Annotated in this window: 21 protein-coding genes and 1 tRNA gene; 13 read left to right on the forward strand and 9 right to left on the reverse strand. The window is 65.8% G+C overall.

What is annotated here, in order from left to right; genetic code table 11:
• Positions 1–27 precede the first annotated feature (27 nt).
• On the forward strand, positions 28–858 hold the full coding sequence (gene cysE, locus CK944_RS03645; protein ID WP_103171662.1) for a serine O-acetyltransferase: 831 nt from the start codon (positions 28–30) through the stop codon (positions 856–858).
• Here the strand turns inward: cysE and CK944_RS03650 are convergent.
• Complete coding sequence (locus CK944_RS03650; RefSeq protein ID WP_103171663.1) at positions 849–1913, reverse strand: quinone-dependent dihydroorotate dehydrogenase; 1065 nt, start codon at positions 1911–1913, stop codon at positions 849–851. The two genes, cysE and CK944_RS03650, sit on opposite strands and share 10 nt — an antisense overlap.
• On the reverse strand, positions 1910–2245 hold the full coding sequence (locus CK944_RS03655) for a DUF952 domain-containing protein (protein ID WP_103171706.1): 336 nt from the start codon (positions 2243–2245) through the stop codon (positions 1910–1912). Before CK944_RS03655 ends, CK944_RS03650 begins: the two co-directional genes overlap by 4 nt.
• A gap of 121 nt (positions 2246–2366) precedes the next feature.
• Here CK944_RS03655 and CK944_RS03660 point away from each other — a divergent pair, with 121 nt between their 5' ends.
• Positions 2367–3968: a bifunctional UDP-sugar hydrolase/5'-nucleotidase gene (locus CK944_RS03660; RefSeq protein ID WP_103171664.1), complete on the forward strand. Its 1602-nt coding sequence runs from the start codon at positions 2367–2369 to the stop codon at positions 3966–3968.
• Positions 3969–4003: 35 nt separating this feature from the next.
• Here the strand turns inward: CK944_RS03660 and CK944_RS03665 are convergent, their stop codons facing one another.
• The 3 genes from CK944_RS03665 to hisB all read right to left on the reverse strand — a co-directional run bounded on the left by CK944_RS03665 (position 4004) and on the right by hisB (position 6474).
• Positions 4004–5032, reverse strand: a complete 1029-nt coding sequence (locus CK944_RS03665; RefSeq protein WP_229665142.1) for a Hint domain-containing protein — start codon at positions 5030–5032, stop codon at positions 4004–4006.
• A 225-nt stretch (positions 5033–5257) separates the two neighbouring features.
• Positions 5258–5887, reverse strand: coding sequence for an imidazole glycerol phosphate synthase subunit HisH (hisH, locus tag CK944_RS03670; protein WP_103171665.1), 630 nt, complete (start codon positions 5885–5887; stop codon positions 5258–5260).
• On the reverse strand, positions 5887–6474 hold the full coding sequence (gene hisB / locus CK944_RS03675) for an imidazoleglycerol-phosphate dehydratase HisB (RefSeq protein ID WP_103171666.1): 588 nt from the start codon (positions 6472–6474) through the stop codon (positions 5887–5889). Before hisB ends, hisH begins: the two co-directional genes overlap by 1 nt.
• Positions 6475–6592: 118 nt before the next feature.
• On the opposite strand from hisB, the gene CK944_RS03680 reads away from it, so the two are divergent.
• Genes CK944_RS03680 through CK944_RS03690 form a run of 3 tightly spaced genes read left to right on the forward strand, consistent with a single transcriptional unit; the run spans position 6593 to position 7811 of the window.
• A complete protein-coding gene (locus CK944_RS03680) occupies positions 6593–7087 on the forward strand; it encodes a hypothetical protein (RefSeq protein ID WP_103171667.1) in 495 nt (164 codons plus the stop codon).
• Positions 7087–7449 (forward strand): cell division protein ZapA, encoded by a 363-nt coding sequence (locus CK944_RS03685; protein WP_103171668.1) that lies wholly within the window; start codon positions 7087–7089, stop codon positions 7447–7449. Before CK944_RS03680 ends, CK944_RS03685 begins: the two co-directional genes overlap by 1 nt.
• Positions 7450–7484: 35 nt before the next feature.
• Positions 7485–7811 (forward strand): hypothetical protein, encoded by a 327-nt coding sequence (locus CK944_RS03690; protein WP_103171669.1) that lies wholly within the window; start codon positions 7485–7487, stop codon positions 7809–7811.
• Here the strand turns inward: CK944_RS03690 and CK944_RS03695 are convergent.
• The gene (locus CK944_RS03695) at positions 7789–8562 is read right to left on the reverse strand and encodes an alpha/beta fold hydrolase (protein WP_103171670.1); all 774 of its coding nucleotides are present in this window, start codon (positions 8560–8562) and stop codon (positions 7789–7791) included. The genes CK944_RS03690 and CK944_RS03695 overlap by 23 nt on opposite strands.
• 54 nt (positions 8563–8616) lie before the next feature.
• Here CK944_RS03695 and CK944_RS03700 point away from each other — a divergent pair, with 54 nt between their 5' ends.
• Complete coding sequence (locus CK944_RS03700; protein ID WP_103171671.1) at positions 8617–9015, forward strand: hypothetical protein; 399 nt, start codon at positions 8617–8619, stop codon at positions 9013–9015.
• Positions 9016–9109: 94 nt separating this feature from the next.
• Positions 9110–10294, forward strand: coding sequence for an MFS transporter (locus CK944_RS03705; protein WP_103171672.1), 1185 nt, complete (start codon positions 9110–9112; stop codon positions 10292–10294).
• Here CK944_RS03705 and CK944_RS03710 read toward each other — a convergent pair.
• Complete coding sequence (locus tag CK944_RS03710) at positions 10215–10973, reverse strand: DUF599 domain-containing protein (protein ID WP_103171673.1); 759 nt, start codon at positions 10971–10973, stop codon at positions 10215–10217. The two genes, CK944_RS03705 and CK944_RS03710, sit on opposite strands and share 80 nt — an antisense overlap.
• A 169-nt stretch (positions 10974–11142) precedes the next feature.
• Here CK944_RS03710 and CK944_RS03715 point away from each other — a divergent pair, with 169 nt between their 5' ends.
• Complete coding sequence (locus CK944_RS03715) at positions 11143–11595, forward strand: Hsp20 family protein (RefSeq protein ID WP_103171674.1); 453 nt, start codon at positions 11143–11145, stop codon at positions 11593–11595.
• A gap of 69 nt (positions 11596–11664) precedes the next feature.
• Here CK944_RS03715 and CK944_RS03720 read toward each other — a convergent pair.
• Positions 11665–11740, reverse strand: a tRNA-Ile gene (locus tag CK944_RS03720).
• Positions 11741–11850: 110 nt separating this feature from the next.
• Between CK944_RS03720 and purM the strand changes: the two genes are divergently transcribed.
• Positions 11851–12891: a phosphoribosylformylglycinamidine cyclo-ligase gene (gene purM, locus CK944_RS03725; RefSeq protein ID WP_103171708.1), complete on the forward strand. Its 1041-nt coding sequence runs from the start codon at positions 11851–11853 to the stop codon at positions 12889–12891.
• Positions 12888–13478 carry a phosphoribosylglycinamide formyltransferase gene (gene purN / locus CK944_RS03730; protein ID WP_103171675.1) on the forward strand — a complete coding sequence of 197 codons (591 nt, stop codon included), beginning with the start codon at positions 12888–12890 and terminating at the stop codon, positions 13476–13478. Before purM ends, purN begins: the two co-directional genes overlap by 4 nt.
• On the opposite strand, the gene CK944_RS03735 is transcribed toward purN, so the two are convergent.
• Positions 13475–14089: a thiamine phosphate synthase gene (locus tag CK944_RS03735; RefSeq protein ID WP_103171676.1), complete on the reverse strand. Its 615-nt coding sequence runs from the start codon at positions 14087–14089 to the stop codon at positions 13475–13477. The two genes, purN and CK944_RS03735, sit on opposite strands and share 4 nt — an antisense overlap.
• 68 nt (positions 14090–14157) lie before the next feature.
• Here CK944_RS03735 and CK944_RS03740 point away from each other — a divergent pair, with 68 nt between their 5' ends.
• The 3 genes from CK944_RS03740 to CK944_RS03750 form a co-directional block, all read left to right on the forward strand.
• On the forward strand, positions 14158–14886 hold the full coding sequence (locus CK944_RS03740; protein WP_103171709.1) for an RNA methyltransferase: 729 nt from the start codon (positions 14158–14160) through the stop codon (positions 14884–14886).
• A gap of 33 nt (positions 14887–14919) precedes the next feature.
• Positions 14920–16068 carry a heme A synthase gene (gene ctaA / locus CK944_RS03745; protein ID WP_103171677.1) on the forward strand — a complete coding sequence of 383 codons (1149 nt, stop codon included), beginning with the start codon at positions 14920–14922 and terminating at the stop codon, positions 16066–16068.
• On the forward strand, positions 16065–17389 hold a 1325-nt coding region (locus CK944_RS03750), incomplete at its 3' end, for a carboxypeptidase M32 (RefSeq protein WP_103171678.1). The genes ctaA and CK944_RS03750, both read left to right, overlap by 4 nt.

Below are 17389 nucleotides of genomic sequence, written 5' to 3' on the forward strand. Positions count from 1 at the left end.
GGGTCAGTATTCGCCCGGATCAGTGACATGAACATGCAAAGCAGCACCAAGAAGAACCTGGGCCTGGATCGCGATGCGATCTGGGCGCAACTGCGGGACGAGGCGCGAGCAGCGGTTCGGGACGAGCCCCTGCTTGGCTCATTGATCCATGCGGGTTTGCTGCATCACAACAGCCTTGAGGCTGCGCTGGCTTATCGGTTCTCGCTCAAGCTGGCCAGCGGCGAGATGAGCGAACAGATCCTGCGAGAGATCGCGGACCAGGCCTATCGTTCCTCGCCCGAACTGGGTGATGCGGCGCGTGCGGATCTGCTGGCTGTTTACGATCGTGATCCCGCCACGCATCGGTTGTTGCAGCCCATCCTGTTCTTCAAGGGGTTCCAGGCGTTGCAAGCCTATCGCATGGCGCATTGGCTGTGGCAGACGGGTCGGATCGACATGGCCTATTTCGTGCAGATGCGCTGCTCGGAATGCTTTGGCGTGGACATTCACCCTGCTGCCGTCATCGGCACGGGCGTGATGATCGACCATGCCCATTCGATTGTCATCGGTGAAACGGCGACGGTCGGCAACGACGTGTCGATGCTGCACTCCGTCACGCTTGGCGGCACCGGCAAGGAAGATGGCGACCGTCATCCGAAGATCGGCGACGGAGTGATGATCGGGGCAGGCGCCAAGGTCCTGGGCAACATCCGTGTTGGTCATCATTCGCGTATTGCCGCAGGTTCGGTGGTCTTGCACGAGGTGCCGTGCTGCAAGACGGTCGCCGGTGTTCCGGCGCGCGTCATTGGCGATGCGGGATGCCCTGAACCATCGCAGAGCATGAATCAGCTGTTGGGTCTGGGCGAGGATTATCTTTGAGACCAGGCGACGGCGCCGCTGCCGCGCAGGTCTGCCAGCGTGATGTTTTCCTTGCGCAGTCGCATATCCAGAGCCTCGGCCATTTGCGTGACCAGGGAAAACCCCTGGTAGATCAGGGCGGAATAGATCTGGATCGCAGTTGCACCTGCCCGGATCTTCTCCCAAGCGTCATCGACTGATGAGATTCCGCCCACCCCGATGATCGGAATTGCGCCACCCGTGGCGCGATAGAGTTTTGCCAGAACCACAGTCGAACGTTCGAACAACGGGCGTCCCGACAATCCCCCCGCCTGCCCGGACTGGGGGCTGGCAAGACCATCGCGTGACAAGGTGGTATTGGTGGCTATGATGCCATTGACGCCGCTTTCCATGGCGACGGTTGCGATGTCGGCAATTTCCCCATCCGCCAGGTCAGGGGCGATCTTCAGAAAGATCGGCCGTCGCAATGACAGCCTGTCTCGCGCCTCCAGCACTCCCTGCAGCAGGGCAGAAAGCGCCGCAGCCCCTTGAAGATCGCGCAGCTTTTCGGTGTTGGGCGAGGAAACATTCACCGTCAGGAAGTCTGCCGACGCGCCGGCGATATTGACCACGGCTGCAAAGTCGGCGGCGCGGTCTGCGCTGTCCTTGTTCGCCCCGATGTTCAGGCCGACGGGTATGCCCCGGGGTCTTGCAGCCAGACGCAGGGCGATGGCCTGCGCTCCTTCATTGTTGAAGCCGAAGCGGTTTATGATGGCCTGATCCTTCGTCAGGCGGAAGAGGCGCGGCTTGGGGTTGCCCGGCTGCGGACGCGGCGTGGCGGCGCCCAGTTCGATAAAGCCGAACCCCGCCCGCATCAGGGGGCCAACAGCCTTCGCGTTCTTGTCATAGCCAGCCGCCAGTCCGATGGGATTTGGCAAATCCAGACCCGCCAGGCTGGTCCGCAACCGATCGGACGTGACAGGCGATCCGGTCAGGGGGACCAGACCTGCCGACAAGGCCATGATCGACAGGTCGTGCGCACGTTCTGGATCCAGCCGATGCAGGGCCGCCAAACCAAGTTTTTCCACCAACGTCATTCCAGTGGTCCCGTCTGGTGGCCATCCTTGCTGCGCGAGATGACCCGTGACCACGCGATGTCCCCCATTTTCAGGGGGCGATAAAGATGCGGGAACAGATCGCCCCCGCGCGACGGCTCCCATCGCAGATCGTCCCCGAAGGCTGCCACATCGCAAGCCAGAAGAAGCAGGTCCCCTTCATCCGCGAAATGCCTTTTCAGGGTGGTTTCAAGCTGGGCCGCAGTCGAGAAATGCACGAATCCGTCAGCCAGATCGACCGGTGCCCCCTTCGAGGTGCCCGCTGCCTGAAGATCGGCCCATTCGGCAGGCCGCAATACCTTGTAGATCATCATGGGCGCATTTGCCGCCTGACCCCGCCCCTGGTCAAGCGGGGACATCCGCGTGTTTGACCCTTTCTGCAGGCTGGGCCAATCTTCCTTCGATCCGATCCAATGGGAACGAAAGGAATCACCGATGTCATTCCGCCTTCTGTCCGCCGTCTCGGCTGCGGCGCTTTTCGCGGGCGCGGCCCAGGCCGAAACGGTGCTGCATATCCTGCATACCAACGACCTTCACAGCCGCATCGAAGCGATCAACGAATACGACAGCACCTGCGACGCGGAAACCGCTGCGGCCGGGGAATGTTTCGGTGGCGTCGCGCGGGTTGCGGCCAAGGTCAAGGAACTGCGCGACAGGATCACGGCCGAAGGCGGCAATGTCATCGTGCTTGATGCGGGCGATCAGTATCAAGGCTCGCTGTTCTACATGACCTACAAGGGCAAGGATGTCGCCGAATTCATGACTGCCATTGGCTATGACGCGATGGCGGTCGGCAACCATGAATTCGACGATGGCCCGGAAGGACTTGCGGTCCTGGCGGATGGGGTGGAATTTCCGGTCGTGTCCGGCAACCTCGACCTGTCGCAGTCCAACGTGCTGAAGGGCAAGGTCGAGAATGTCGTGACCCTGGACATCGGCGGGGAAAAGATCGGCATCGTTTCCGCCTTGGCCATGGATACGCCGGAAACTGCATCCCCCGGTCCCAGCGTGATCTTCCAGGACGACATTGAAATCCTCAAGGCCGATGTGCAGGAACTGACGGACCAGGGCGTGAACAAGATCATTGCCCTGACCCATGTCGGCTATCTGCGCGATCAGGATTTCGCCAGGCAGGTGCCCGGTCTTGATGCCATCATCGGCGGCCATTCGCATACCCTTCTGGGCGACATGGAAGGGGCCGAGGGCCCGTATCCGACCATGGTCGCCGGTCCTGACGGGACCGAGGTTCCGATTGCAACTGCCTATGCTTATTCGAAATATCTTGGGCACCTGACCCTGACCTTCGACGATGACGGTGCCCTGACCAAGGCCGAAGGGCAGCCGATCCTTCTGGACAATTCCGTCCCCCAGGACGAGGCCGTCGCCGCGCGCGTCAAGGAAATGGCTGCGCCCATCGAAGAACTGCGCCAGCAGGTCGTGGCAGAAACCGCAGCGCCCATCGACGGAGACCGCACCAGTTGCCGCGTCAGGGAATGCGAGATGGGCAACCTGGTGGCCGACGCGATGGTGGACCGGGTGAAGGACCAAGGGATCACCCTTGCCATCGCCAATGGCGGCGGATTGCGGGCCTCGATCGACCAGGGACCCGTTACCATGGGCGAGGTTTACACCGTCCTGCCGTTCCAGAACACGCTGGCGACGTTCCAGTTGACAGGGGCGGATGTGGTCGCCGCGCTGGAGAATGGTGCCAGCCAATACGAGGAGGGCGCCGGGCGGTTCGCACAGGTTTCTGGGCTGAAATACACCGTCGATCCCGCAGCCGAGCCGGGAAGCCGGATCAGCGACGTGATGGTGATGGCGGATGGCGAATGGAAACCCATCGACCCAGCCGCGACCTATGGCGTCGTGTCGAATAACTACATGCGGTCGGGTGGCGACGGATATGACGTCTTCGCGACAAACGCGCAGAACGCCTATGACTTCGGCCCTGATCTGGCGCAGGTCGTCGCCGATTACCTGGCTGCGCAGGATGGCGCCTATCAGCCGGCCATGGATGGCCGCATCACCGTAAAATAAGACAGACTGCCCCCGGCCTACGGGGGCGTTCTTCCTTACAGCGGTTCGACCAGATGCCTGCGGCCCAGGTTTCGGCGCTGGCGCTCGGCAAGCTGCCGCGCTTCATGCCCGGACAGCAGTCGGCGGGCAGGATGGAGCGATCTCTTCTGCGCCAGTTCGGGAAACAGGGTCAGGATTTCTCGGCGGGCGGCGTCGCTGACGGTGTTCATCGCCTGCGGTCCCGTGAAAAGGCTCTCGGACCAGGCGCCGTTCGACATGACAATCTCGTGCCGATCAAACAGAAGGTGGAAATAGGTCACGCCTTGCACCGGGATGGTCACCTCGATCCCCGGAAGGCCGACCAGATGCTTGGCCGCCACCAATATCTCGGCATCCTTGAACAACCGGTGGGCGATGCGGGACCGGACCAGCATCCTGTGCTGCGGCGAAACGGTCAGGTCGCGGTCAGGGCAACCGGCCCCAAGCGCCCCGGCACGGATCAGGATGGGGCGCAGGTTGGGCCGGGCTTCCAGACCTTCTGCCGTCACATGCGATCCGCCCTGCCAGCGCAAGGGTTGAAGGCCCCGATCCTGGGTCAGGACCATGTCGCCGGGGCTCAGCGTCTCGACGGTTTGCGAACCTTCCGCCGTGGCGATCAGCGTGCCTTGTGCAAAACATGTCACTGCGGCGGGCGGCGCATAGGCGACCGCGTCGTTGCTGCGCCCGATAGTGTGAAGCTCCTTGTAGGTATAGGATCGGGCAAGGCTGAAGGTCGGGAAACTGCCGTCCGGTTTTGCAACAGGCATCAACAGCACCGAATAGCGCCCACCCAACTCTGGACCGGTCGCACCTGGAACAACCTGCCTGGGAAACAGCGCGCGGAACTCGTCGCGTGTGCCGTCGGGATTGACCGTCGTGCTGCGGATGATTGACGCAAGATGGAACGAGATCTGCGTTCCTGCCGGGGTCGGCTGCGCATCATTGCCGAAGATCACCGCAGTTGTCAGCGTCTGACCGGTCGGGTCGGGATTATAGCGGCCGCTCTGAAAACTGTTGTCATCGTCGCTGATGGTAATCGACGACAAGGTTGCGCCAGGAAGCCCGATGACACCCGAAATATTCGACCAAGGAGCCTGCTCTTCGCCGCCGGACGCTTTTGTCGTGATCGGTTGACTGACGGTCAATACTGTAAACTGATAGTCCATTCACCAATGCCCCGCCGGCTTGTCCGCCTGGGGCGCCGGACACGCAGCCGTCCGCACTGGCATATCGTCCGATGGTTAATGAACTGTTAACGGCTGCTGCCGCCGTCAGGGATTCCAGCGCAAGAAATTCGCGATCAGCCTCAGCCCGACGGCTTGGGATTTCTCGGGATGAAACTGCGTGCCCACGATATTGTCGCGCCCGACGACGGCCGTGACCGGCCCGCCGTAATCGACATGCGCCAGCAGATGCGCGGGATCGGCGACCTTGAACTGCCAGCTGTGGACGAAATATGCGTGATCGCCGGTTCCGATCCCCTCCAGAACCGGATGGGGACAGTCGATCACCAGATCGTTCCAGCCCATATGCGGCACCTTCAGGCCGGGGGCGGCGATCGCGTCGATCTGCCCGCCGATCCAGTCCAGGCCGGGCGTTTCGCGGTATTCGTGACCCGTGGTGGCCAGCATCTGCATGCCCACGCAGATGCCCATGAAGGGCACGCCGCGGCCCAGAACCGCCTCGCGCAGGGCCTCGGCCATGCCGTCCACTTCGCCCAGGGCCGTGCGGCAGGCGGGGAATGCCCCGTCGCCCGGCAGCACGATCCTGTCGGCGCGGGCGGCCACCTGCGGATCCGCCGTCACGACGATCTCGGCCCCCGCGTCGCGGCCCATCAACTGAAAGGCCTTTTCGGCCGAATGCAGGTTCCCGCTGTCATAGTCGATCAGTGCCACCCGCATCACAGCGCCCCCTTGGTCGAGGGCAGAACGCCCGCCATGCGCGGATCGGGTTCGATCGCCTCGCGCAGCGCGCGGGCCACGGCCTTGAAGGCCGCTTCGGCGATGTGATGGCTGTTGATGCCGTGGATGCGGTCCACATGCAGCGTGATCCCGCCATGGGTGGACAGGGCCTGGAAGAATTCGCGCACAAGCTGGGTGTCGAAGCTGCCGATCTTCTCGGTCGGGAAATCGACGTTCCAGACCAGGAAGGGCCGCGCCGACAGATCCAGCGCCGCGCGCACCAACGAATCGTCCATCGCCAGCAGGAAGCTGCCATAGCGGCGGATGCCCTTCTTGTCGCCAAGCGCGCGGACCAGGGCCTGGCCGATGGCGATGCCCGTGTCCTCGACCGTGTGGTGGTCGTCCACATGCAGGTCGCCCTTGGCGCGGATCGTCAGGTCGATCAGCGAATGGCGCGACAACTGGTCCAGCATGTGATCGAAAAAGCCAACCCCCGTCTGGTTGTCATAGACCCCCGTGCCGTCAAGGTTCAACGCGACCTCGATCTGCGTCTCGGCGGTGGTGCGGGTGATGGTGGCTTCGCGCATGGGCATGTCCTTTCGTCGGCTTGCCTTATAGGGTGCGGGGCGCGGCGCGCCAAGCGGGCAGGCTTGTCATGGGCGGGTCGGGATGCCAAAAACAAGGAACGCCATGAAAGGACCGCCGATGAGCGATATCTCTGTCAGCGAACGCCGTCTCAGCGCGGCCCTGGATCGGATCGGCCAGTTCCTGGACCGAAGCGGATCCGTTTCCGCCGGGCAGGGGGCCGATCTGCAGGCGGAACTGGACGCGGCCCAGGCGCAGATCGCCGCGCTGACCGGGCAACTGAACCAGCGGCAGGCGGATGCGCAGGCCGGTGATCTGGCGGAACAGGCCGCGCGGCTGGCTGCGGCCAATGACGACCTGGCTGCGGCGAACCGTGCCCTGGTCCAGGCGATCGCCAAGGAAAGCGATGCGGTCGAGGCGGTCAGCGTCGCCCTGGAGGCCGAGATCGAGGCGCTGCGCGCCGCCCGCGCCGCCGAGGCCGCCCAGCTTGGCGCCTTGATGGCCGAGGTCGAGCGGCTTCTGGCGGAAGACGGCGCCAAGCCGGACGCCACGCCCGAAATCGCCGGGGACGCGGGCGGGGTTCCCGAAGACGATTTGCAGGGGGGGGGCAGATAATGGCCGAGGTCGAATTCACCATCGGGCACAAGGAATACCGTGTCGCCGCCCAGGACGGAGAGGAGCGCCTGCTGCAGCGGGCCGCCGGACTTCTGGACGCCGAAGCGCAGCATATCCTGTCGCAGGCGGGCCGGACGCCAGAACCGCGCCTACTGCTTCTGGCGGGGCTGATGCTGGCGGACCGGCTGGCGACGATGGAGGAGCGTGCCGAAAAGGCCGAGCGTCATCTGAACCGCCTGCAAGCCAATCCCACGCGGGTCGAGGTGCCGGTCATTCCGGCGGATCTGAAGGAAGCCATGGCCGAACTGGCGGCCCGCGCGGAATCCTTGGCCGACCGGCTCGAGGAACAGGCCGGGCGTTAACCCGGTCTTAACATCCCGCATGGCAGAAAGGCGCCATGCGTGCCTTGGTCCTTTTGCTTCTGCTTTGCGCCTGCGCGACACCCTCGCCGCGGATGATGGGGTCGGTCCGCCATGACATCCGCCTGCAAGGCATGGATTTCGCCGTCTTTCACAAGGACGACCGGGCCGAGGTCGTGCGGCTGGATTTCGTCGCGCGGCCATCCGTCGCCATCATCCGCCCCCTGATGGAACAGGCGGCGCAGCAGGCGACGGGATGCACGGTCATCCCTTTCAGTGGAACAAGCGTGGTGTCCCGCGATACGGGTGTCGCTTCCTTCGATCTGGATTGCTGGGGAACGCTCAGCCCTGGCCCAGGAAGGTGATCAGGATCTGTGCCACCGCCTCGGGCGCGTCGGCATGAAGCCAATGGCCCGCGCCCTTGACGCGCACGACCCGCGCCTGCGGGAAATGCGCGCGCAACGCAGCCTGGCCGGGGTCGGTCACATAATCCGACCGTTCGCCCGCGATTTCCAGGACAGGTCCCTCGAAGCTGCCCTGCGGAAGGTCGTCCGGCCAGCCGGTCAGCGCATCCATCTGGTCGCGCAAGGCCTTCAGGTTCAGTCGCCACGCCTTCGGATCGGATTTCAGGTCCAGCGATTGCAGCAGGAAGGCCCGCACGCCGGGATCGTCGATCTGCCGGGCAAGGGCGGCGTCGGCGGCGCTGCGGCGGTCCACAGCCTCAGGGTCCAGCGACTCCATCGCGTCGATCAGATGCGACTGCGAATGACCATAGGCGACTGGCGCGATGTCCATGACGACCAGCTTGCGGACCCGTTCGGGCCGGGTCAGCGCCAGCACCATGGATGCCTTGCCACCCATCGAATGCCCCACCAGATCGACACGTCCCCCCAGATCCGCGATCAGCCGCGCCAGATCGTCGGCAAGCGCGGGATAGCTGTGGTCGGGGTCGTGAAAGCTGTCGCCGTGGTTGCGCATGTCCACCGTGACGACACGCCGCGCATCGGCCAGCCGGCGGGCCAAGGCGCCCAGGTTGCGGCCCTGCCCGAACAGGCCGTGGACCATCAGGATGGGCAAGCCGCCATCCGTGCCCATGATCGAGTGATTCAGCATCATGCAGCGACCCTAGATCGTCTGGCGCCCCCCCGCCAGAGCGTCTAGACTGCCGCCATGACCCGCAATGCAACCGGCCCCGACGATATCCGCGACATGGCAGACGAGGTGTCGCGCCTGATCGCCGCCCGTTTCGGCGGTGCCCGGCGGGGCGAACGCCCGCCCTTGTCGGTGATGCTGCGCCGCCGTGGCGGCGCGCTGCCGCGCCGGTTGCGGAAGCAGGCGCTGGCCCTTGCCCAGGCCGACGAGATGTCCGCCCAGCCGAAGATCGCCCGGCAACTGGATCTGGCGGGCCTGTCGCGCATCCATCAGGCCCTGGTCCTGCATCTGCAGCCGCTTGGCGAATTGTCCCGGTGGCAGGGACGGGCGATCGGCTTCGCCGCCTCGGTGGCGCTGGGCCTGCTGGTTCTTGCGTCGGTGGTGATCTGGATCCTGCTGTGGCGCGGGTATCTTTGACCGTTGCATTCCCTGCAAGGCAGGTTTAGCGCCATCACACTTGTATTTGCTGCATTCAGCAAGATGCTGAGGCATCTCCCACAGGAACGCGCGCATGACTGAACACGGCAATCTTCGCTATGCCATTCTGGCATTGGCCCTTGGCGCCTTTGCCATCGGCACATCGGAATTCGCGGCCATGGGGCTGCTGCCGTATTTCGCGGGCGATCTTGGCATTTCCGAGCCGCAGGCGGGACATGTGATCAGCGCCTATGCCCTGGGCGTGGTGATCGGCGCGCCGCTGACGTCCATCATCGGGGCGCGACTGCCGCGCAGGCGGTATCTGGCCGCGTTGATGGCCTTCTATGGGGTGATGAACATCGCCGCCGCCGTCCTGCCGGGGCTGGCCGTGCTGACCGGGATGCGCTTTCTGGCGGGCCTGCCGCATGGCGGTTTCCTGGGCGTGGCGATGCTGTACGCCGCCGATGCCCTGCCGCGCGAACATCGGGCGCGGGGCGCGGCGCAGGTCATCATGGGGCTGACCGTCGCCAATATCGTCGGCGTTCCGCTGGCCGGCTGGCTGGGCCAGAGCATCGGCTGGCGTTGGGGTTTCGCGCTGCCGGGCTTCATCGCGCTGCTGTCGGCCTGGCTGATCCTGAAGGTCGCCCCCCGCGTCGGCGGCAATCCCAATGCCCGACCCTGGGACGAGCTTCAGGCCCTGCGCAACCCCCGCGTCCTGTGGCTGCTGGCCGTGGGCGCGATCGGCTTCGGCGGGTTCTTCGCCGTCTATGCCTTCCTGACCGCCGCGATGATCGCCACGACCGATGCGCCGGCCTATGCGATCCCGCTGGCGCTGGGCGTCTTTGGCGTCGGCGGCACGCTGGGCACCTGGGTCGCGGGGCGCCTGACCGAACGCCTGGGCCAGGTCCGCGCGGCCTATATCAGCCTGGCCGCCATGGCCGCGACGCAGGGCTTTGCGTCCTTTGTGGTCGGCAACTGGCAGATGATGGTTCTGTCGTCCTTCCTGCTCGCGGCGGGGGCGGGGCTGGTGATCCCCCTGCAGACTCGGCTGATGGATGTCGCGGGCCGGGCACAGAACATGGCCGCCGCCATGAACCATGCCGCCTTCAACGCGGCTAATGCGCTGGGGCCGTTCCTGGCGGGCCTTGCGCTGGCGGCGGGCTGGGGCTGGGCCTCCAGCGGCTATGTGGGCATCGCGCTTACGGCTGCGGGGGCGGTGGTGCTGACGCTGGCAGTCTGGCATGATCGGGCAAGCGGGGCGGTGGCAGACTGCGCATGATCACTTGGCGCGAAGTCGAGGCGAATTCCCGCCGCCAGGTCACGAACAGCACGACGGCCGTCCCCAGCATCAGCACCCAGGGACCGGCCAGCCATCCCAGCGATCCCAGCGCGAAATAGACGCTGCGCAGCCCTGCGTTGAAGCTGCGCGCGGCGGTGATGTTCAGATCCGCCGCCTGCATGGCGCGGTCGCGCGTCATCGGGTCCAGCGGGTCGTTCGGAACCGCCGCCATCATGATCGCGCAATATCCGAACAGCCGATGCGCCCAGACGAACTTCAGGAAGGCGTTGACGACGAAGAACATCGTCACCAGCAGCTTCAGTTCCCACAGGATGTCGCCGCCTTCCAGGGCAAGTTCCCGGGCCAGGCCCTGCAACTGGTCGGTATTGCCGATCAGCGCCAGGATCCCGCCCGTGGCGATCATGCAGGCGGATGCGAAGAAGGCCGTTCCTTCGCGCAGGCTGGCCAGGATGTTGCCGTCGAAGATGCGCGGGTCGCGGGTGATGAAATGCACCATCCATTCGCGCCGGAACCGCGTCATCAGCACCGACACGGAAGGCTTGCCCGCAGGGGGCCTTTCGGTGAACCAGCCGATGCCGAACCAGACGGCGAACAGCAGGACGATGGCCGACAGGTCGGCGGCAGAGATGGAGGCGGGCAGCGACAAGAGCAGATCCATGGCCCGTTCTAGCCCCGTTCACAGCTGGTTGAAAAGGCCGGGGTAGAGGTCTTGACAGGGCCTTTCCTGCTCCTAAATCGACATTACCGGCGGCCAGATGGCGCCGGTTCATGGCCTGCCCGGTGATCGGGGGGCACAGACTATTGCATCGCTTGTGAAGGATGTGACCATGCGCAACTTTGACCTGACCCCTCTCTATCGTGCCTCGGTCGGCTTCGACCGTCTGGCCGACGTGATGGACCGCGCCCTGTCGGCTGACGTGTCCGCGCCGACCTATCCGCCCTACAATATCGAGAAGACCGGCGAGGATGCCTATCGCATCTCCATCGCCGTGGCCGGCTTTGCCGCCGACGACCTGAATGTCGAGGTTCGTGACGGCGCCGTGATCGTGTCGGCCCGCAAGGCCGAGGAAGACGACGGCCGCACCTATCTGCACCGCGGCATCGCGACCCGCGCGTTCGAACGCAAGTTCACCCTTGCCGATCACGTGCGCGTCGATGGCGCCAGCCATGTGGACGGGATGCTGCATATCGACCTGGTCCGCGAGATCCCCGAGGCCCTGAAGCCCCGCCGGATCGAGATCGCGAAATCCGCCCCCAAGGTCGAGCATCTGGACGCCTGAGGCACCCGGACGGCTTCCGCTCCGTGAAGCCCGAATGCCCGTCGGTTCACCCCGGCGGGCATTTTGCTGTGGTAGGCCCGGAGGGACTCGAACCCCCAACCAAGGCGTTATGAGCGCCCTGCTCTAACCATTGAGCTACAGGCCCGGCCGTCCGTCCCGGTTAATCGCAGGGCGGCATTGGGTCAAGCACCGATCACCGTTGCCCCGGTTGGCGGCTTCCGTTATCGGGTGCGCAGCATTCAGCCGGGGGCCGCCATGACCAAGAACGGGATCAGCTATCGCGATGCGGGCGTCGATATCGACGCGGGCAATGCGCTTGTCGAACGCATCAAGCCCGCCGCCGCCGCGACCGCGCGTCCCGGCGTGATGGATGCGCTGGGCGGCTTTGGCGCGCTGTTCGACCCGCGCGCGGCGGGTTACGACGATCCGGTTCTGGTCGCGGCCACGGATGGCGTGGGCACCAAGCTGCGCATCGCCATCGACACCGGGCATCTGGACGGCATCGGCCAGGATCTGGTCGCGATGTGCGTGAACGATCTGGTCTGCCAGGGCGCGGAGCCCTTGTTCTTCCTGGATTATTTCGCCACCGGCAAGCTGTCGGTCGATGAGGGCGCGCGCGTCGTCGAAAGCATCGCGCGCGGCTGCAAGGCGGCCGGTTGCGCCCTGATCGGCGGCGAGACGGCCGAGATGCCGGGCATGTATCACGATGGCGATTTCGACCTGGCGGGCTTTGCCGTGGGCGCCATGCAGCGCGGCACGGCCTTGCCTGCGGGCGTGGTCGAAGGCGACGTGCTGCTGGGCCTTGCATCCGACGGGGTTCATTCCAACGGCTATTCGCTGGTCCGCAAGGTAGCCGAACGCGCGGGCCTTGGCTGGAACGCGGCCTCGCCCTTTGGCGAGGGCGATCTGGGCACATCCCTGCTGACCCCCACGCGGCTTTACGTCAAGCCCGCCCTCGCCGCGATCCGCGCGGGCGGCGTCCATGCTCTGGCCCATGTCACCGGCGGCGGCATCACCGAGAACCTGCCCCGCGTCCTGCCGAAAGACCTGGGTGCGGATATCGACCTGTCGTCCTGGACCCTGCCGCCGGTTTTCCGCTGGCTGGCTGAGGCGGGCGGGATCGAGGGCGCCGAGATGCTCAAGACCTTCAACAGCGGCATCGGCATGATCCTGTCGGTCGCGGCCGACCGGGCCGATGCGCTGTCCGACCTGCTGGCGGGACAGGGCGAGACGGTCCACCGCCTGGGCCGCGTCACGGCGGGGCAGGGCGTGCGCTACAGCGGAACGCTTGCGTGAAGCGCGTCGCCATCCTGATTTCGGGCGGCGGTTCGAACATGCTCCGCCTGGTTCAGGACATGCAGGGGGGCGATCATCCGGCGCAGCCGGTGCTGGTCGCCTCGAACGATCCCGACGCCGCCGGCCTGGCAAAGGCCGCAGCCCTTGGCGTGCCCACCGCCGCCGTGGATCACCGCGCCTATCCGGGCGACCGCGCCGCCTTTGAAGCCGCGCTGCTGGAACCGCTGCTGGACGCGCGGCCCGACATCATCTGCCTTGCGGGCTTCATGCGCATCCTGACGCCCGGCTTCATCGACCGCTTCGAAGGCCGGATGATCAACATCCATCCTTCTCTGTTGCCCAAATACCCCGGCCTCCATACCCACAAGCGCGCCATCGAAGCAGGCGATGCCGAGGCAGGCGCAACGGTTCACGAAGTCACGACCGACCTGGATTCAGGCCCGATCCTGGGCCAGGCGCGCGTCCCGATCAAGCCGGGCGACACGCCCGAGACCCTGGCCGCGCGCGTCCTGGAACGCGAACACCAGCTTTACCCGCTGATCCTGCGCCGCTTCGCCGCGGGCGCCCGCGAACGCTTCGACATCTAGCCCCAAAGCGCGGTCAGGGCGGCCACGGGATCCTCGGCCGTCCAGATCTCGGGTCCGATGGCGATGAAGTCGCTGACCGGGGACAGTTGTTCCAGCAGTTCGCGGGTGATCGCGCCTTCGGCAACGACCGGAACCTCGATCATCTCGGACCACCACTGGAACAGTTCCAGTTCGACCGGCTCGCCCCGATACAGCGCGGACTGCCCCACCGGGCCGAAGCTGACGTAATCCGCCCCGGCCTCGCCCGCGTTCATGCCCTCGTGGCGCGAATTGCCGCAGAAGCAGCCGACGATGGCATCCGCGCCCAGCTCCTTGCGGGCATAGCGCACGGCCTTCGCGCCGTCGGTCAGATGCACCCCGTCCAGGCCGTGCCGCTGGGCCAGGGCCACATGATCGTCAATCACCACCGCCACGTCGCGGGCGTGTGCGATTTCGCGCGCAAGATCGGCAAGGCGGCCCAGTTCGTCCTCCTCGGCCCCGGCACGGATCCGCAGGCATGCCACAGGAAAGGCATCCATGACCGCCGCCAGTTGCGGTCCCAGGGTCGATGCTTGCGCGCCTGCGGGCGTCATCAGGTAAAGCTGCGGGGCGTCGGGGGTGGCGTCAGACATGGCGGAACTCCTTTATGTCGCAGATAGCGCAGCTTGCCGCCCGCCGCCAGACGGACTATCTGCCCCCCATGCACAGCGAACGCCTGCCCGTCATCATCCTGGTCCGCCCGCAGATGGGCGAGAATATCGGCGCCGCCGCCCGCGCCATGCTGAATTTCGGCCTGACCGAGATGCGTCTGGTCGATCCCCGCGACGGCTGGCCCAACCCCCGCGCCGTCGCCATGGCGTCGGGCGCGGCAGGGCAGGTGCTGGACCGCGCCCGCATCTATCCGACCCTGGCCGAGGCGATGGAGGGCATCGACTTCGCCTTCGCCACGACCGCGCGGGGCCGCGAACTCTCGAAGCCCGTACATACCCCGGCCACCGCGATGGAGATGGCGCGCAACCATTCCGGCCGCTGCGCCATCATCTTCGGCCCGGAACGCACGGGGCTTGAAAACGACGACGTGGCGCGCGCCAATGCCATCGTGACGGTGCCGGTGAACCCCGATTTCCCGTCGCTGAACCTGGCCCAGGCCGTGCTGCTGATGGGCTATGAATACGGGCGCGACATCCTGCCCGCCGAACCCTCGCCCCACCATGCCCGGCCCGAGGCGATTGCCCTGGCCGACCGGCTGGAGATCGAGAAGCTGGGCGATCACTTCGAGGAAAGGCTGACCGAGGCGGGCTTCTTCTTTCCCGACACCAAGGCCGCGTCCATGCGGCTCAACCTGCGCAACATGTGGGCGCGGCTGGCGCTGACCCGCGGCGACGTGCGCATCCTGCACGGGATGCTGCGGCAGTTGACCCGGCGCTGACCCACCCCTACTGTCCGCCTGAAGGAGCAAGCGATGGCCAAGCGCCCCGTTTTCGAGGAAGTTTCGGACCCCACCGCCACCAGCCGCCCCGTCACCACGACCGGCATGATCGACGCGGCCCCGCGCGGCGCACGGCGCGCGATCCGCCTCTGGCTGATGATCCTGTTCGTGATGGTGCTGTCGATGATCGTGCTTGGCGGCGCCACGCGGCTGACCGGATCGGGCCTGTCCATCACCGAATGGGCGCCCGTCACCGGCACCATCCCGCCCCTGAACGAGGCGGACTGGCAGGCGGAATTCGAGGCCTACAAGCAGATCCCCCAGTATTCCCAGGTCAACCCGGACATGGATCTGGCAGGCTTCAAGGAAATCTATCTTTGGGAATGGGCGCATCGCCTGCTGGGCCGGCTGATCGGGCTGGTCTGGGCGGCGGGCTTCGTCTTCTTCCTGGCGACCCGGCGCATTCCCACTGGCTGGGCGCCGCGCCTGCTAGGCCTGGGCGCGCTTGGCGGGCTGCAGGGGGCTATCGGTTGGTGGATGGTCAGTTCCGGTCTGGTCGAGGGGATGACCCGCGTGGCGTCCTATCGGCTGGCGACGCATCTGGGCCTGGCCTTCGTGATCCTGGGCCTGATCACCTGGTATGTCCTGCTGCTGGGCCGGTCCGAGGCCGATCTACTGCGCGCCCGCCGCGCGGGGGAACCCAAGCTGTTTTCCATGTCCACGGGCCTGATGCACCTGGCCTTCGTGCAGATCCTGATCGGCGCGCTTGTCGCGGGCATCGACGCTGGCCGCACCTATACCGGATGGCCCACCATGGGCGGCGAATGGATCCCCGCGCTGATCTGGGATCCGGCGCTTGGCTGGCGCAACTTCTTTGAAAATCCCGCCCTTGTGCAATTCGTCCACCGCATGGCAGGCTATCTTCTGGCGATCTTCGCGGTCGTGGTCTGGCTGCGCGCGCGGCGTTCGCCCCATCCGGTGACGCGGGGCGCCTTCACGGCGATGATCGTGGCGGTGGCGGTGCAGGTGGGCCTGGGGATCATGAACGTGATCCATGCCTCGCCCCTGGGACTGGCGCTGACGCACCAGCTGGGCGCGGTCGTCCTGTTCGCGCTGATCATCCGGGCGCGCCACCATGCGCGCTTTCCGCACGAAACCTCGGTCAGGGGGACCATCCGATGACGGCCATCAACGACCTGCTTGCCTTCCAGCGCCAGACCGAGGCGCTGTCCTCCATCGCCGAACGGCTTGGCTGGGACCAGGAAACCGTGATGCCGCGCGGCGCGGTCGAGCAGCGGGCCGAGGAGATGGCCGCGATCGAGGCCGTGCTGCACGAACGCCGCACCGATCCGCGCATCGGCGAATGGCTGGACGTGGCCGAACCCCGGACCGAGGCCGAGGCCCGGTCGGTCGAACTGATCGCGCGCGATTTCAGCCGCGCCAACCGCATCCCCGCCAAGCTGGCGCAGGAACTGGCGCGCCTGACATCCCTGTCCCAGGGCATCTGGGCCGAGGCACGCGCCAAGGACGCGCCCGAGGATTTCCTGCCCACGCTGGACCAGGTCCTGGTCCTGAAGCAGGACGAGGCCGCCGCCCTGGCCGATGGCGGCGATCCCTATGACGCGCTCTTGGACGATTACGAACAGGGCATGACGGGGGCCGAGATCGCGGCCCTGTTCGACACCATGCGCCCGCGTCTGGTTGCGCTACGCGAGGATGTGCTGGGCGCCGAAAGGCAGCCCCAGCCGCTGGCGGGCCATTTCCCCCAGGAAACCCAGATCCGGCTGGCCCGCATCTGCGCCACGGCCTTCGGCTATGACTGGTCGCGCGGGCGGATGGACATCGCCGTCCATCCCTTCAGCAGCGGCCGCTGGCAGGACAGCCGCATCACGACGCGGGTGGTGGAAACCGATCCCTTCAACTGCATCTATTCCACCATCCACGAGGTCGGCCATTCCTCCTATGAACTGGGCATCGACGACGACTATGCCTTCACGCCGCTGGGCCGGGGCGTGTCTATGGGCGTCCACGAAAGCCAGAGCCGCATCTATGAAAACCAGATGGGCCGGGGCCGCGCCTTCGCGGGATGGCTGTTCAACCGCATGTCGGACGCCTTCGACGGGCTGAACATCACCGACGCGGATGCCTTCTATGCCACCGTGAACCGCGTCACCACCGGCTTCATCCGCACCGAGGCCGACGAGGTGCAATACAACCTGCACATCATGATGCGCTTCGACCTGGAACGCGACCTGATCGCGGGCAAGCTGTCCACCGACGATCTGGTCGAGGCCTGGAACGACCGCTTCCTGCGCGATTTCGGCGTGGTGGTGGACCGGCCTGCGAATGGCGTCTTGCAGGACGTGCATTGGGCGGTGGGCCTGTTCGGATATTTCCCGACCTATGCCCTGGGCAATGTCTTTGCGGGCTGCCTGAACCAGGCGATGCGCGATGCCGTGCCGGATCTGGATGCCTCGCTCGCCGCGGGCGATGCCGCGCCTGC

The sequence above is a fragment of the Paracoccus sp. SY genome (assembly GCF_002901215.1).
Lineage (GTDB): Bacteria > Pseudomonadota > Alphaproteobacteria > Rhodobacterales > Rhodobacteraceae > Paracoccus > Paracoccus acridae.